This window comes from Pseudomonas sp. NFACC04-2 (genome assembly GCF_900119265.1).
GTDB lineage: Bacteria > Pseudomonadota > Gammaproteobacteria > Pseudomonadales > Pseudomonadaceae > Aquipseudomonas > Aquipseudomonas fluorescens_AA.
In genome coordinates this window covers 307790-322985 of record NZ_FPJC01000003.1, presented here as the reverse complement: position 1 = coordinate 322985, position 15196 = coordinate 307790, and the positions used below count along the sequence as shown (strand labels likewise).

Genomic DNA, 15196 nt, shown 5'->3' with positions numbered 1-15196 from the left:
GATCCCTTCAAGTTGAAAAGCAGCCTGGTTCGAGGTCTACAAATCACTGTTCCATAAGTCCGTCACCAGCATGCAGCCCGGGGCATGGGTGATGCACAGCGGTGGGCGCGAGGTCTGGACCACCGATTGAGGGGTCACGCCGCAGGCCCAGAACACTGGGATCTCATCCGCCTCCACCGGTACGGCATCGCCGTAGTCCGGCGTGTCCAGGGATTGAATGCCGATCAGCGATGGATCGCCGATGTGCACCGGGGCGCCGTGAACATTGGGCATGCGCCCGGTAATCTGGATCGCCTGGATGGCCGCGGAGGCTTTCATCGGCCGCATGGTCACCACCATCTTGCCAGACAGGCGGGCAGTGGGTCGCGTGTCGATGTTGGTCTGGAACATCGCGACATTGCGCCCCAGTTCGATGTGCCGCAAACGGATGCCGGCCTCCAGCAAGGGTTGTTCGAAGGAGAACGAACAACCGAGGGCGAAGGCCACCAGATCGTCCTGCCACAGGTGTTCGATGTCCAGCGGCGATTCGCTCAACTCGCCGTGGCGATAGACCCGGTATTGAGGCACTTCATGACGGATATCGATGGCAGCGCCCAGGTTGCGGAAGAACGGATCCCCTGGCTCGGTCACGTCAAGCACCGGACAGGCCTGGCGGTTGAGGGTGCAGTAGCGCAGGAATTCATTGGCCCAGTCGCCGGGCAGAATCACGATATTGGCTTGCACGCGACCCTGGCCCAGGCCGCTGGTATGGCCCTGGTACTGGCCGGCGGCGATGCTTTGGCGCAGGACGAGAGGCGTGCATTGCTGCAGTTGTTCGAAGGACGTCATCACGGGGTCTCCAAGTGTTCGTTCGCTACTTTGAGAACAGCGTGGCAAGGACGTCCAACAAGGAATATTGGTACCCCGCGACAACTAAAAGTTATTCGAGCGGCGCCTGGCTGTTCAGGCCAGGGGCCGCCACCATGCGCTGCGGCCCGACATCGACGGCGTATTGGCTGACCACCTGGCGGCTCATCTGGACGATGCTCTCGATCAACTCCAGGCCAACACCAGCGCGCCAGGACGCAACGACGTCCAGTTGGGGTAGGGCGGTACCGGGTTCGAGCTGGATCAATTCGCCGCTGGCAAGGGGCTTGGCCACCAGCGCGGCCGGCAAGGCACCGATGCCGAAACCGTCACGAATCAGCCGGGTCATGGCCGAGACCGAATTGACGCAACTGACCCGCGGCGCACTCACGCCATGGGCGTACAGCAGGTTGAGCACGTCCTGATGCGGTCGCGAATGCTTGACGAAGGTGATGATGCGCTCGCTGGCCATCTCCACCAGCGACCCATAGGGTCTGGCATAGATCGACTGGCTGGCGGCGATCCAGTGCATGGGGTAGTGCCCCAGTTCCAGGTTGCGCACGCTTTCGTGGCGTACCAGATCGGTCTGGAACACGATGTCCAAGTAGCCTTTCTGCAATTGTTCACAGAGGTTGCGCGCGGCATCGGCGGTGATTTCGATTTCCACGGCGGGGAAGGCTTGCATCAGCATCGACATCAATGGGCTGAGCCAGGTGTGGATCACCGTATCCATCACGCCGATGCGCACCAGGCCTTGCTGAGGGCTGCTGGTGTCCAGTGATTGCTTCAACGCCCGTTGGACGTCGAGCATCTGTTGCGCGTAGTCGAGCACCTTGAGGCCTTCGGGTGTCAGCGAGACCCCGCGCGAATCCCGCACGAACAGGCGCAAGCCCAGTTCCTCTTCCAGCGAAGCGATTCGGCTGGAGATCGCCGCCTGGGTGCTGAACATCTTTTCGGCGGTGAGGCTGAAGCTTTGCAGTCGGGCGACCCAGACGAAGGTTTCGAGGAATTTGAGGTTCATGAAGGCTCTCAAGGGGGGGGGGTTCTTATGATTGCAATTGTTACTCCAGATCGGGCCATCGGGCGCATCAAATTTTCTTATGCCCGATCCGGCTTTTTTCCCGTTTGACGCTGCGCGGATCCGGCACCAAGAATCCGCTCCACGACGCAGGCCCATTGCGCCGGTATCCCCATGACAACAATAACGAGGCGTGCGCACAGCCCTGGCGGGTTCGCTCGCGCCCATAAAAGGAGCGCGCCATGCAACATGCCACATTCCCTCGATGGACCTGCACCTCGGCGGGCACCTTGCTCGGCCTGAGCCTGATCGGCGTGCCGTGCGCCCAGGCTGACTTCATCGCCGACAGCAAAGGCAGCCTGGAGGCCCGCAACTTCTACTTCAACCGCGACTTTCGCCAGGAAGGGGCACGGGACAAGGCCGAGGAATGGGCCCAGGGCTTCCTGCTGCGGATAGAATCGGGATACACCGCCGGGACCGTGGGTTTCGGCCTCGATGCCTTGGGCATGGCCGGTTTCAAGCTGGACTCCGGCGGCGGCACGGCCGGCACCAATCTGTTGCCGGCGGATTTGTCTGGCGGTTCCCAGGACCGTTATGGCGAATTGGGCCTGACCGCCAAGGTGCGCCTGTCCAATAGCACCTTGAAAGTGGGAACGTTGCAGATCAAGGACCCGGCGGTGAGTTCCAACGACACGCGCCTGTTACCGGGAACGTTCAAGGGTGGGTTACTGAGCGTGCAGGAAATCGATCGTTTGAAGCTGACCGCTGGGCAACTCACGCAGATCAACTTTGTCGACTCCACCGACTACCAGGACATGACCGCCAACCGCATCGGTGGCAGCAGTGACAAGTTCCAGTTCGCCGGAGCGGACTATCAGTTCCTGCCGAACCTCACGGCGCAATACCGCTATAGCCAGTTGCAAGACATCTACCAGCAAAACTACCTCGGGTTCGTCCATACCCTGGACCTTGGCGCAGGCCAGTCATTCAAGAGTGACGTGCGTTATTCCCGCAGCACCGAAGACGGCAGTTTCCGCGATCTCGACAACCAGGCCTTCGGCGCCTTGTTCACCTACAGCCTGGCGGGCCATGCCGTGGGCCTGGGCTATCAGCGCATGAGCGGCGACGATCCTTTCCCCTACATCGGCCGCAGCGATCCGTACCTGGTCAACTTCGTGCAGATCGGCGACTTCGCCAACATCGACGAGCGTTCCTGGCAAGCGCGTTATGACTACAACTTCGCGGCGATTGGCGTGCCCGGGCTGACCTTCATGACTCGATACATCAGTGGCGACAACGTCCAACGCAGCGCCGCGAGCGAAGGCAAGGAATGGGAGCGCAACACGGACATTGCCTATGTGGTGCAAGACGGCAAGTTGAAGGGGCTGGGCTTGAAATGGCGCAACGCGACGGTGCGCTCGAATTTTGGCAATGACCTGGATGAGAATCGGCTGATCGTCAGCTATACGATGGCGCTGTGGTGAAGATATTCCGGTAATACCGAAGGGGGGACGGTCGAGTCGCTAACGCCATGACGGGGATTGCTCGGCCACCAGAAGCAATGACTGCGGCACCGGGCTTTGCGGGTGCTGCGGCTCCTGCAGGCCCACCAGACGAAAACCCGCCATGTCCAAGGCATTGAGCCAACTGGACAAGGTGCGGAAGTACCACGGCATCGGCTGCCATTGGCCTTTGAACCCATCGAAGGTCTCTTCTCGCCAGCCGTCCTGATAATTACCCGCCGCCACGGTCCAGGGGTGCAACGTCTGGACCACCAGTGCACCGCCAGGGCCGAGTAAGGCGTTCATCGCGGCGAGCAGCGGGATGATGTCCTGATGCAACAGGGCGAAGTTGGCGCAGACCAGGTCGTAGCCGCTGCCGACGTCCACCTTCGCCTCCACCAGTGCGTCATAGCTTGCCAGATGCACCGGCGAGGATCCCGACGCCCGGGCCGCATCGACCAAGGTCGCGTCGCCATCCACACCTACCGCCTCGACGCCCCGTTCAACCAGCGCCCGCAACAACCAACCTTCGCCACAACCCAGATCCAGCACGCGCTCGGGCTGACGGCTCAGTACCGCCAGCAGCATGGCCTGGTCGGTGACCGTCTGACGGCTTTCGATGGCCCTCGTGCGGATGGCTTCGATCCAGGCTTGGGCATTGTGGTGCCAGCTTTGGAGGAGGGTGGTTTCGGAGAGCGACATTGATCCAGCTCCGGCAATAGGTCGAGTAAGCATAGGACAACGGCTGGCGCAGGGGCGTCGCAGGTCAAAGCGGTCGGTCAAGAAACAACAGGCGTGCCGCCAGCGCTGCCATGACCCCGGCAAAACCATAGGTGCCCAGGCGTCTTGAAATCCCACCGCTTGCCAGTTTTGCCCTGAGCTGGGCGGCGCCAACACCCAGCAGCGTATGGAAGACCAGTGCAATCAGTGCCAGCAAGGCTCCAAGGAAGATCAACTGCAGGCCCACGCCGCCGGCCTTGAGGTTGACGAACTGGGGCAGGAACACCATGAAGAACAGCAGCGCCTTGGGATTCAAGAGGCTGTTGAGGGTGCCTCGGCAGAAGATTTTCCACAGCGAAGCCGCCTGGAGCTGGCTATCCTGCGTCGCTGCTGGGGTTCGCAGTGCTTGCCAGGCCAGCCACAGCAGATAACCGGCCCCGGCCAGGCGCAGCACGTCGAACGCTGGCGCCCAGCTCATGACCAGCGCACCAATGCCAGCGCTGACCATCAGTGTCATCAGCACGTCCGAAAAGGCAATGCCGAGGGCGGCTGCGACGCCGGCACGCCAGCCGTGGGCCAACGCATGACTGGTGACAAAGGCCATGTTGGGCCCCGGGACGATCAGCAGAAGCACGACAGCGATCACGAACAGGTAGAGATTGGCGGTATCCGGCATGGGGATCACTCCGTGGGATGAGCCACGACAGTAAGCAAAGGACGAGGAGGGCGTCAGTTACAGTCCGGGCCTATCTGATAGCAACAGTCGTCTCGCGATGAGTCACGGTTGTCGCTAAACTGCGGCCCCGAATTCAGCAAGGAAGTCGATGGATGCGTTCGCTTGTCGGCAGTGTGCTTCTTTCCACGGCGCTGGCAGCCTCGGTCATGGCCGAGCCGCGGGCGTTTTCGGTGAATGATCGCAGCGGTCAGTACCTGATCGACGTGCTGTTCCCGGAGCCGCCGGAAGATCCACATCAGCTAGCACAAGCGTTCATTACCGTGCGCGACGGCAAAACCCTCGAAGCCCTGCAGCAATTGCAGACATCCGCCGGCAATGTGCCCGTGGACCGCAACGGTAAGGTCGATAACTGGCTACTTGGCCCCCAGAGCTTGTTGTACTTCGACGATTTCAACTTCGACGGTCGCCAGGACTTGGCGATTCGCAACGGCAATGATCCCGACGCGAGCTACAAACCGACATTCGACGTTTACCTGCAAGATCCGCAGAAAACCCAATGGGTCCTCAACCCGGCCCTGACGAACCTGGCAAAGGAGGACAGCAAGGGCATGTTTTCCGTCAGCCCGCTGGACGGCATTCTGCTTTCGCAAACCGACCGCGACTGCTGCTGGAGTCGCGCCACCCACTGGAAAATGCGTGGCGACGAGTTGGTGCTGCTTTATTCAAGCACCGAAGAGCAAATCCAGCCTACCGAGCCAGGCGAAAACACCAGCATGCCTGGCGGCTACACGCTGCGCACCACGGGTGAATTGAAAGAAGGCCAGTGGCACGAACAATCGCGCCTGGAAGGTCCGGAAAGGGAAGATCCGGTGATCCTTGCCGGAACCCTCGATGCCACGACGCCGGTAGAGCTCTGGTATCAGGCGCAAGGCGCTGTGATCATTGGCGAAGTGCGCTATACCCAGGCGGGCAATAGCGAACCGATCAAGCTGCTGGGCATTCGGGAAGACGCTGACGATGACCTTGTCAGCCTCCATGAATATGCCGGCGACGGTGGTCAAACCGGTACCTGGCGGATCTCCCGGGAAAACGTCGAGCCCTATTTTTTCACCGGCACGTGGATCAGCGATGCCAAGGGCGACGACCGCCAACGGGCAGTCCTGCTACATGACGAAGAACGGGAGTTGGATGTCGAGAAAATCGACGACGTCGACGCTGACCAGCGCGGCGGCCATTACCGGATGCGCCAGGATGCCCCGGGGCACGACGCGGATCTGGACTTGAAAATCCTCCCGGACCGCGACGCCAATGGGAAAGAAGTCGCCGAGTTCACCGTGACCACGAAGGACAGCGGGACCGAGCATCACATCGTGCCGATGGACGCCGACAACCTGATCATCGTGCGCGAGCCGCAAGCCAGCGAGAAGAACGGGCCGTATCACATTCAATTGGTGAAAGGCTTTGCGGTCATTGGTTACAACGCGGTGCCGGATTCACAGGACGGACTGGCTGGGGTGTATTTGAAGCTGCGTTGAGCACCACAGCAGCCAATCGGACAGTAAGCACCCGGGTCCGTTACGGCAGCGACTAACGCTGCGTCCCTGTCGGTTCTACGACACTTCGAATCAGTGAAGCGAACGTTCCGATGACCTCATCTTCGCCGTGCCGCCCCCGTACCAACGCGCCGGACAGGGCTTCTCCCGCGCCAACCAGGCCAATGCAGCATCGCTCAAGTTCGTCCGCTGACCACGTCGTATGAGGTTCGAGCACAGACATGAACATCTGCACACAGTTGTCCAGAAGCTCCTGGAACACCGCTGCCTTTTCCTCGCTGCCTGCCAGGGCCGCACCCACGGCATGGAATTCGTCGGTGTTATCGGCCGCGCAATGAATGTAGGCGCTGGCCAGGACCAGGGCCGTCTCCTCCAGGCTGCGCGCAGTCTTGGACATGGCGTCACGGAAAGCGGCGACCCGCTCGGTATCGATCCACTTGTAGAGCTCGATCAACAGGCCCGAGCGAGTGCCGAAATGATCGTAGACCACCGGTTTGGACACGCCGGCGCGAACGGCCAGATGCCCCAAGGTCAAGCGATCCGCGTCTTCCTCGCGCACGATCAATAACGCGGTATCCAGCAACTGTCGCCGCCGTTCGGCTTTCGAAAGCCGGCGAGGAGGGGAGCTGATAGCGTTTTGCTCAGTGTTTTTCTGCACGTTTTCGTTCCTGGTTGATAAAAACCTACCAATGGTAGGTTGAAGTGCGTGATGTTGTGTTAGCTTACCTACTGAAAGTAGGTTTAAACCAGAGACAAGGAGAACACACCATGTCACTCGATCCTATCTTGCTAATGGGCGGTTCTGGCGCCATTGGCCACCATACCGCCCGGGCGCTGCGCGCCGCTCATCCCGACGTACCCCTGCTGATCGGCGGTCGCGACCTGGCCAAGGCTCAGCGCGCCGCGGAGCACATTGGCGGGGCGCAGGGTGTGGTGATCGACGCCGACGCAGACGATCTGGGCCTCGGCGATCACCCGCTCAGCGCTGTCGTGGTCTTTTATATGGACCACGCCATTGCCGGGTTGCGGTTTGCGCAAAAGCGCGGCGTGCCGCACCTCAGCATTTCCTCCGGTGTTTTCGAGATCGCGCCGGAAATCGCGACATACATGCACAGGCCTGACGCCTCGCCCATTGTCCTGGGTTACGAATGGATGGCAGGCGCCACAACAGTGTCGACACTGAGCATTGCCCGGGCATTCAGCCGAGTCCACGATATCTGTATCAACGCGCTGGTCGATGAGCAGGACACCGGCGGCCCAACCGTCGCCACCGACTTTGAACACCTGAACAAAATGCTGCCCGCCGCGCTGACACGACGCGACGATGTGTTCGTCTGGCGCGAAGGGGAGGAGTCCAAGGCAAGTTTCCGCGCGGTGGATGGTACGCAAATCGACGCTTGGGGCTTTTCCTCCATTGATGTCGTTGGCCTGGCGGCGGCGACGGGTGCACCGAATGTCCAGTTCAACATGGCCACCGCGGTGAGCTCAAGCCGACGCCAGGGGCGGCCGATGTCTACCGAGATCATCATCGAACTGGTTGGCGATGACCTCAAGGGCGAACCGCTGCATACCCGTCATGCGGTCATCCACCCGGCAGGCGCTGCACCCTTGACCGGCCTCAGCGTCGCTATGACTCTGGAACGGCTGCTCGGATTGGACGGCCAGCCACCGACTCCGCCAGGGCTTTATTTCCCTTATCAACTATTGGACGCCAGCGCGTATCTGGAGCGTCTGAAGGCGGAGGGCGGTGAGTTACGCAAGCTGGAGGAGTCATGACCTGCGCAATCCCGTGTGCTGAGCGTTTTCTTGGCGGCTTCTAAAAGGTCAGATCTGCTAGCCGGCTATCGGCTAGCACGCTAATGCTGAGAGATACCCACCCGGCTACAGCTTTCCAGCCCAAACCTCAGGTTTGCGTGCTGCCCAAGGCAAGGCTCGCTCCAACTGACCTGCCAGACGCAGCAGCGAGTCCTCTCGACCAAAGCCCGCTGAGAACTGCATGCCTATAGGTAGACCACTTTCTGGATCAAACGCCAATGGCATGGACATAGAAGGGGACCCCGTGACATTCGCTAACGCGGTGAAAGGGGAGTGGCTGAATACTCGATCTATCCAGCCTCTGCCATCCAGATGCTGCTGCCCATCGTTATAGCTGCCTATTGCAGGGGGCAGTGCTGGCAGCGTCGGACTCAACAGGACGTCGTATTTGCAGAAGAAGTGACCCATGCTACGGGTCACAAGATTTCTCGAATGCATGGCCTCAAGCAAATCGATGGCGGTGAGTTGACTCCCCATCTGATGCAGCGAAAGCGTGGCAGGTTCAAGCGTGGTGGCGTCAATGGGGCGGCCTGTTCCCGCAGCGATGGCATTGATCCAGGCAGCGGTATTGGCTGACCAGAACCGTGCATTCATTTCAATAAAGCCGTCCCAGCTCAGACCAATGTCCAGACGGACTTCTTCCACGCTATGACCCAGGCCTTGGAGCTGGACCGCAACATTGCGGGTCGCTTCTGCGATCGGTTCGGCGCAACGAGTGGCGTTTAGCGGATGCAGGAGAAGGCCAATCCGTAGGGATCCCGGCTCGCGAGTCGTTTCCGCCAGATAGGAATGTTGCGTCTTAACAATCTCAAAGGGATCACCCACAGCAGCCCCTTTGGTTGCGTCCAGTAAAGCGGCACTGTCGCGCACGGTTCGACTGACGACACCGTGTACGGCAAGCCCGGCCCATACTTCGTCCACCGCAGGCCCCATTGAAATTCTGCCCCGGCTGGACTTGAGTCCGAATAGTCCGGTAGCGGCTGATGGTACGCGGATAGAACCACCGCCATCGGTGGCATGCGCCGCAGGTACCAGGCCGGCGGCTACGGCAGCGGCCGAGCCACCACTCGATCCACCAGCGCTGCGACTCAAATCCCATGGGTTGCGCGTAGGGCCCGAAAATACGGATTCAGTGGTTGTACTGGCAGCCAATTCCGGAGTGGTGGTTCTGCCGATGGTCACGAGGCCTGCCTGTCGCAAACGGATCATCAGGTTAGAGTCTTCAACGGCAATGCACCCGGTCGCCAAGCGACTGCCCAGCTCATTCAGGTGCCCCTTGGCAGTCAGCCCTAAGTCCTTGACCAGAAACGGCACGCCCTTGAATGGCCCGGTAGCTGCCTGAGGTTCATTTCCCCAAACCTCAACCACCGCATTGATCTTTGGATTGAGCTGCTCAATGGCGGACAGGGCCGCAGCGCTGACTTCGGCTTGAGTGACTTGACCGCTGCTGATCAGCTCAGCAAGACCCATTGCATCGTATTCGGCGTATTCAGTGGTTCTCATCGCGTTCTCCGAGCCATCTACCTGGCAAAAGCGGTATGATTACTTGTCGGTATCGATCGATACTAATGAGTATAGTAAGATACCGTTAAGTATCGATGTCAAGCGGAGAACACCATGCGGCCCGAACGAATTCCACAGTTAGCTCCCCGAGAAAGGATTCTCGATGCAGCCGAGGAGCTGTTTTTCAATGAAGGCATTAGTCGGGTGACGGTGGATGCCATCGCGGCAAAGGCCAAGTCGACCAAGATGACCGTCTACCGGCATTTCGATTCGAAAGACGCGCTGGTGCTGGAGTGGCTACGGCTGCTCGTCGATAAATATTCCGAGATATTCGACGCGCTTTCGGCACAGTACGCCGACGATGCAAAGGCGCAGATTCTCGGGTTTGCCGAGTTCATCGCCCAGGATCTTTCGGCAGCGTCTTATAGAGGCTGTCCGTTTACCAATTCATTGGCGGAACTACCCGAGCCAGGAAATCCTGCCCGCCAACTCATCGAAGAGCATAAAAAGCGACAGTTCCTCCGGCTGGTGGATCTCTGTGTCGCGGCCGATTTGCCCGAATCGAACGAAGCTGCGATGGAACTCACTTATCTGATGGAGGGGGCCCAGGTCGTTTCGCAGAACAAAAGCATCGAGGGTGTCGGTGAAAATCTGATGAAGATGGTTCGGAAAAAAATCAGCGGCTAGCGCTCAAGCGGCCCCGAACCCGCTTGGCAATGGCAAGGCAAGCGGTCAACCCAGGCGATTCGATCCCGAACAGATTGATCAATCCCGGAACGTTATGCAGCCGTTCACTGCTGATGAGAAAGTCGCTGGCAGGTTCGCCAGGTGCGGAAATTTTCGGGCGAATCCCGCTGTACCCGGGCTGCAAACTGTTGTCCGGTAAACCGGGCCAATAGCTGCGAATCGCTGCATAGAAGGCATTGGCCCGCGATGGATCGACCTGATAGTCCTCGGTCTCGACCCATTCGGTGTCCGGGCCGAAACGCGCTTGGCCGCCCAGGTCCAAGGTCATGTGTACCCCGAGGCCGGCGGCCTCCGGCGCGGGGTAGATGAGACGTGTGAAGGGCACGCGCTTGGCCAGGCTGAAGTAGCTGCCTTTGCACAGGTAATCCTGAGGTACCGTTTGTTGCGCCAAACCCTCCATGCGCCTGGCTAATGCAGGCGCATGGAGGCCGGCCGCGTTGATCAGCAGGCGACAGGACAGCGCCATCGGTGCAGGCCCTCCGACATTGAGAAGGAAACCGTCAGCGGTGACCTGGGCGCTGATCAGGGGCGAGTGGAACGCGATGGTGGTGCCCGCCGCTTCAGCATCGCCTTGCAACGCCAACATCAACGCATGGGAATCCACGATTCCGGTCGACGGCGAATACAACGCGGCGATGCATTCAAGCGCAGGTTCCAGCGCGAGGGCTTGCTCACGATCGAGCAAGCGTAGATCCTCCACGCCATTCAGCCGTCCTCGCTCGAGCAAGAGTTCCAACTGGCGAACTTGCGCTTCATCCTTGGCGACGATCAGCTTTCCGGTGTTACGTGTGCTGACGCCACGGCTATCGCAGTAGGCATAGAGTAAATGCCTGCCCTCGACGCACAACTGGGCCTTAAGGCTGCCGGGCGGGTAGTAGATCCCCGCATGGATCACCTCTGAGTTACGTGAGCTTGTGCCGATACCAATCGCTTCTCCGGCTTCAATCACCAGCACTTCATGGCCTGCCAGGGCCATTTCACGCGCGGCGGCAAGACCGACGACCCCCGCACCCACGACTACGCAATCGATATCGACACTCACCGTCACGGCTCCTCTCAATTGCATCTCTGTGCTTATTCCTTACGCAACAGCACCCTGGTTACTCGACGCTCTTCAACCTCCATCACGGTCATGCTCCATCCTTGGCAACTGAGCGTGTCGCCAATGATCGGCAAGCGATCCAGCAGGCTCATCACCAAACCAGCCAGCGTTTGGTAATCCTCTGTCGCTTTCGCCTGAAAGTCGATGTGTTCGAGGACCTGACTGAGATTCAGGGTGCCGCTGACCAGGAAACCGTCTTGCTGGGGAACAATATTCGGGCCTTCGATTTCACTGGCGTCCGGCAGTTCACCTGCAATGGATTCCAGGATGTCAGTCATGGTGAGGAGGCCGACGAAATCGCCGAACTCGTTCACGACGAACGCGATGTGGGTCGACTCTTTACGCATTTGCTCCAGCGCATTGAGGATAGTGAAGCTGTCGAGCAGGTTGATAGCTTTGCGCGCCATGACTTCCAGGTTCGGCTGATTGCCCGCCAGTATTTCCTTGAGCAGTTCTTTCTTATGGACATAGCCTAGCGGCTCATCCACGCGCCCTTCGCGGATCAACGGCAAGCGCGAGTAAGAAGAGTGCATCAATGCCGTACGGATTTCTTGCGCAGTGTCTGCCACGTCAAGGTGGTCAATTTGCGCACGAGGCGTCATCACGCTGCGTATCGGGCGCTCGGCCAATTGCAGCACGCCACTGATCATGACCCGTTCGCGCCGATGAAAAACCTGCTCCGGCTCATCGCCTTCCAGCATGTCGGCGATTTCCTCGCCGACTTCATCGGCCCCCAGCTTCTGACCGCCCAGCAGGCGCAACACCGCATGGGCAGTACGCTCGCGCATAGGTCGAAGACCTTGCAGGCTTTTCTTGCGACGCGAGCGCGCCAACTGGTTGAACAGTTCGATCAGGATCGAGAAACCAATCGCGGCGTACAAGTAGCCTTTCGGGATGTGGAAGCCCAGTCCTTCAGCCGTGAGGCTGAAGCCGATCATCATCAGGAAGCCCAAGCACAGCATGATGACGGTAGGGTGGCCGTTGACGAATTTTGTCAGCGGCTTGCTCGCGATCATCATCAAGCCGATCGAGAACATCACCGCGATCATCATGACCGACAGGTGCTCCACCATCCCCACGGCCGTGATCACCGCATCCAGGGAAAAGACCGCGTCGAGCACCACAATCTGCGCAACGATAGGCCAGAACATCGCATAGGCGGCATTGCCGGAACGTTGCGCCACGTGGCCCTCGAGTCGCTCATGCAACTCCATGGTCGCTTTGAACAACAGGAACACACCACCGAATAGCATGATCAGATCCCGGCCCGAAAACGTCTTGCCGAAGACCTCGAACAGCGGGTTGGTCAACGTCACCATCCAGGAGATGCTGGCGAGGAGGCCAAGGCGCATCAGCAACGCCAGGGACAGGCCGATGATGCGGGCACGGTCGCGCTGCTCGGGCGGAAGTTTGTCGGCCAGGATGGCGATGAATACCAGGTTATCGATGCCGAGCACCAGCTCCAGCACGATCAATGTCAGCAGGCCCAGCCATGCCGTGGGGTCAACGATCCATTCCATGGTTTATTCGCTCCCTCGGACGATCAATGCGAGGGAAGGGGGCTGCAACGAGCGTATGCAGGCCGCTGGGGCGCAGGAGAGAAAACGGTTCTTTGAAGGGCGACTGGGAGGTTCCTGAAGGGTGTTCATACAGACCTGGCAATGATTGGGGAAGAAATCCTACAACGGTTTCCAATACTTCATACGGGACGATTTATTACAGGATCTGACAAAGGGGAGATTGATGAGCACGATGCGTCGACATGACCCCTTGGAGACATAGGCAGCTTATGTGGTGCATTCGAAGATGACGTACGGGAAGTTTGCCCTGAACGAGATATCGGAGGATCACCGCGTGGACAGAACGACAATTAACGGTACGTATTTGCTGGTGATCGTCAGCATGATCCTGCGTGGACACTCCAGCCTTTCGATTCACTGCACCTTGGTATCTCGGAGGGCACGGTAAAAAACCATCGCAAGCACCTGTATTTCAAACTCGGCATTTCCAGCCAATCCGAGCTGTTTCATCTGTTCGTGAATTTTGTCCTTAGCCATACCTCAAATGTCCCGCTTGCCAATGCGGGTAACGCGCTGGTGTTTCAGGAAGCTTTTGCCAACTGACGAAGTTCAGTGTCGCTGTCACGTATGGAAGTTTTGGGCCGTGGCTGACAGCGGGTAGCACAGCGAGAAAGCCTGCACTGGGCGCCACATGATCTGATCATTGGCTACACATAATGTATATTATGTTAAACGAGATGTTTATAAGGTTCCTGTCCTCTCCATCCATTTCCACTAACCTCTGTCGCGTTCCACAAAACAGCCAGGCGGTACTCTGGCTCCACTCAACGTAAAGATCCCTTTGTAGATTGTCTTTCAAGCACTGCCGCTGCCTCGCGCATGAAGATCTCCACAGTCTTCGGGCCAACGCCTTCGAAGCCCAAAAGCCAGCGTCGGAACGTGGAGACGTCCATCCCACCATTGCTCAGGGCAATCAGGTGAGAATCCAATTCCCCGGACACGCGGGTCGCCAGACAATGCAGTCGCCTCGCGGTAGACTCATCGTAACGGGCATAGCCAGCTTGGCCGAGATATCTGACCAGATCGCGATGCGAGCGACGAGCCAATTTGTCAGGCGTATCCAAGCCATTTCGATCAACCAAGTTCCGGTACGCCTCAACGGCAACAGAGGAACGGATCCTTTTACCGATCAGAAAACTGGCGAGCAGCCACTTATACAACCCATGGCCGCTCGGATCCTCCATATCGATACCAAGGTCAGCAGCGGTGACAGAAATCATCCCTTGGAGCGCCTTGGGGTCGGGCTCAGATGATAGTTGTCCATTGCTCTGCTCCTCCACTCTGGATCGATAAGGGCACGCCGCTGGGGCCGTGCTCTTGGACGCCTTCAGTTTTCGGTTGCATCGTGGATCGTCCTTTATTGATATTTGGAGGGGCGCAAGGTCTCGACGTTCACTTGGCTTCATTGTTTCTGGATATAGCGCTCAGGTCATGGGCTTCTGCAACGCCAGCCACCAATGAATGACTTTGGTGGCCCGTCTGATTGTTAGTCCCCCCTGCACAGATCATTCAATTCTCCTGTCTTTATGATCGGAGCGCCCGACTTGTAAGCTTCTCCTCAATCCCTATGCCCCTACAGCATTGCGGCCATCCGTTAACCATGGCGGATCTTTGCGGTCGCAAACAGGAGTTAACGATGAAGCTACAGATCAATGGACAGGAATTAGACGTGGATGCACCCGCCGACATGCCGCTGTTGTGGGTACTGCGTGATCTCATGCACATGACCGGCACCAAGTTCGGCTGCGGGATGGCCCAATGTGGCGCCTGCACCGTGCATATCGATGGTTCGCCGCAGCGTAGTTGTGTCATGCCGGCCGGCGCCGTGACTGGCAAAAAGATCACTACGATCGAAGGTCTATCAGCAGATGTCAGCCATCCGGTACAGCGTGCCTGGGCCGAACTTGACGTTGTCCAGTGCGGTTACTGCCAGTCTGGGCAGATCATGAGCGCCGCAGCGTTGTTAGCAAGCAACCCCACCCCCACCGATGCCGATATCGATCAGGCCATGGCCGGGAACATATGCCGTTGCGGTACTTACCAGCGTATTCGCAACGCAATTCATCGCGCTGCCGAGTTAAGCAAGACCTGACGCTCCGTCCTCTCTTCCATAGGTCCTATTCCAGTTAAGGAG

14 protein-coding genes and 1 pseudogene are annotated in these 15196 nt (G+C 58.9%); 6 read left to right on the top strand and 9 right to left on the bottom strand.

Going from position 1 to position 15196, the window contains the following annotated elements:
• Positions 1 to 36: 36 nt before the first annotated feature.
• Positions 37 to 828 (bottom strand): putative hydro-lyase, encoded by a 792-nt coding sequence (locus BT125_RS05940; RefSeq protein WP_072405620.1) that lies wholly within the window; start codon positions 826 to 828, stop codon positions 37 to 39.
• Positions 829 to 919: 91 nt separating this feature from the next.
• Positions 920 to 1867 (bottom strand): LysR family transcriptional regulator, encoded by a 948-nt coding sequence (locus tag BT125_RS05935; RefSeq protein WP_072405619.1) that lies wholly within the window; start codon positions 1865 to 1867, stop codon positions 920 to 922.
• Between the two features lie 239 nt (positions 1868 to 2106).
• On the opposite strand from BT125_RS05935, the gene BT125_RS05930 reads away from it, so the two are divergent.
• A complete protein-coding gene (locus tag BT125_RS05930) occupies positions 2107 to 3348 on the top strand; it encodes an OprD family porin (RefSeq protein ID WP_072405618.1) in 1242 nt (413 codons plus the stop codon).
• 39 nt (positions 3349 to 3387) lie between these two features.
• Here BT125_RS05930 and BT125_RS05925 read toward each other — a convergent pair whose 3' ends face one another.
• Complete coding sequence (locus BT125_RS05925; RefSeq protein WP_072405617.1) at positions 3388 to 4068, bottom strand: class I SAM-dependent methyltransferase; 681 nt, start codon at positions 4066 to 4068, stop codon at positions 3388 to 3390.
• Between the two features lie 64 nt (positions 4069 to 4132).
• Complete coding sequence (locus tag BT125_RS05920; protein WP_072405616.1) at positions 4133 to 4762, bottom strand: LysE family translocator; 630 nt, start codon at positions 4760 to 4762, stop codon at positions 4133 to 4135.
• Positions 4763 to 4914: 152 nt separating this feature from the next.
• Between BT125_RS05920 and BT125_RS05915 the strand changes: the two genes are divergently transcribed.
• Positions 4915 to 6297 carry an XAC2610-related protein gene (locus BT125_RS05915; protein WP_072405615.1) on the top strand — a complete coding sequence of 461 codons (1383 nt, stop codon included), beginning with the start codon at positions 4915 to 4917 and terminating at the stop codon, positions 6295 to 6297.
• A gap of 52 nt (positions 6298 to 6349) precedes the next feature.
• Here the strand turns inward: BT125_RS05915 and BT125_RS05910 are convergent, their stop codons facing one another.
• Positions 6350 to 6973: a TetR/AcrR family transcriptional regulator gene (locus BT125_RS05910; protein ID WP_170866807.1), complete on the bottom strand. Its 624-nt coding sequence runs from the start codon at positions 6971 to 6973 to the stop codon at positions 6350 to 6352.
• Positions 6974 to 7083: 110 nt separating this feature from the next.
• Here BT125_RS05910 and BT125_RS05905 point away from each other — a divergent pair, with 110 nt between their 5' ends.
• Positions 7084 to 8091, top strand: a complete 1008-nt coding sequence (locus BT125_RS05905; protein WP_072405614.1) for a Rossmann-fold NAD(P)-binding domain-containing protein — start codon at positions 7084 to 7086, stop codon at positions 8089 to 8091.
• A gap of 105 nt (positions 8092 to 8196) precedes the next feature.
• Here the strand turns inward: BT125_RS05905 and BT125_RS05900 are convergent, their stop codons facing one another.
• Complete coding sequence (locus BT125_RS05900; protein WP_072405613.1) at positions 8197 to 9633, bottom strand: amidase; 1437 nt, start codon at positions 9631 to 9633, stop codon at positions 8197 to 8199.
• 114 nt (positions 9634 to 9747) lie between these two features.
• Here BT125_RS05900 and BT125_RS05895 point away from each other — a divergent pair, with 114 nt between their 5' ends.
• Positions 9748 to 10320: a TetR/AcrR family transcriptional regulator gene (locus tag BT125_RS05895; protein ID WP_072405612.1), complete on the top strand. Its 573-nt coding sequence runs from the start codon at positions 9748 to 9750 to the stop codon at positions 10318 to 10320.
• On the opposite strand, the gene BT125_RS05890 is transcribed toward BT125_RS05895, so the two are convergent.
• Together BT125_RS05890 and BT125_RS05885 are read right to left on the bottom strand one after the other, a co-directional pair.
• Entirely contained in the window at positions 10310 to 11422 is a 1113-nt protein-coding gene (locus BT125_RS05890; protein WP_072405733.1) for an NAD(P)/FAD-dependent oxidoreductase, read from the bottom strand. The two genes, BT125_RS05895 and BT125_RS05890, sit on opposite strands and share 11 nt — an antisense overlap.
• A gap of 32 nt (positions 11423 to 11454) precedes the next feature.
• Entirely contained in the window at positions 11455 to 13002 is a 1548-nt protein-coding gene (locus tag BT125_RS05885) for a TerC family protein (RefSeq protein ID WP_072405611.1), read from the bottom strand.
• Positions 13003 to 13375: 373 nt separating this feature from the next.
• Here BT125_RS05885 and BT125_RS05880 point away from each other — a divergent pair.
• Positions 13376 to 13605: pseudogene (locus BT125_RS05880) on the top strand (helix-turn-helix transcriptional regulator); the annotation flags it as partial.
• Positions 13606 to 13826: 221 nt separating this feature from the next.
• On the opposite strand, the gene BT125_RS05875 reads toward BT125_RS05880, so the two are convergent.
• The gene (locus BT125_RS05875; RefSeq protein WP_072405610.1) at positions 13827 to 14282 is read right to left on the bottom strand and encodes an HhH-GDP family DNA glycosylase; all 456 of its coding nucleotides are present in this window, start codon (positions 14280 to 14282) and stop codon (positions 13827 to 13829) included.
• 416 nt (positions 14283 to 14698) lie between these two features.
• Between BT125_RS05875 and BT125_RS05870 the strand changes: the two genes are divergently transcribed.
• The gene (locus BT125_RS05870; protein ID WP_072405609.1) at positions 14699 to 15154 is read left to right on the top strand and encodes a (2Fe-2S)-binding protein; all 456 of its coding nucleotides are present in this window, start codon (positions 14699 to 14701) and stop codon (positions 15152 to 15154) included.
• Positions 15155 to 15196 lie beyond the last annotated feature (42 nt).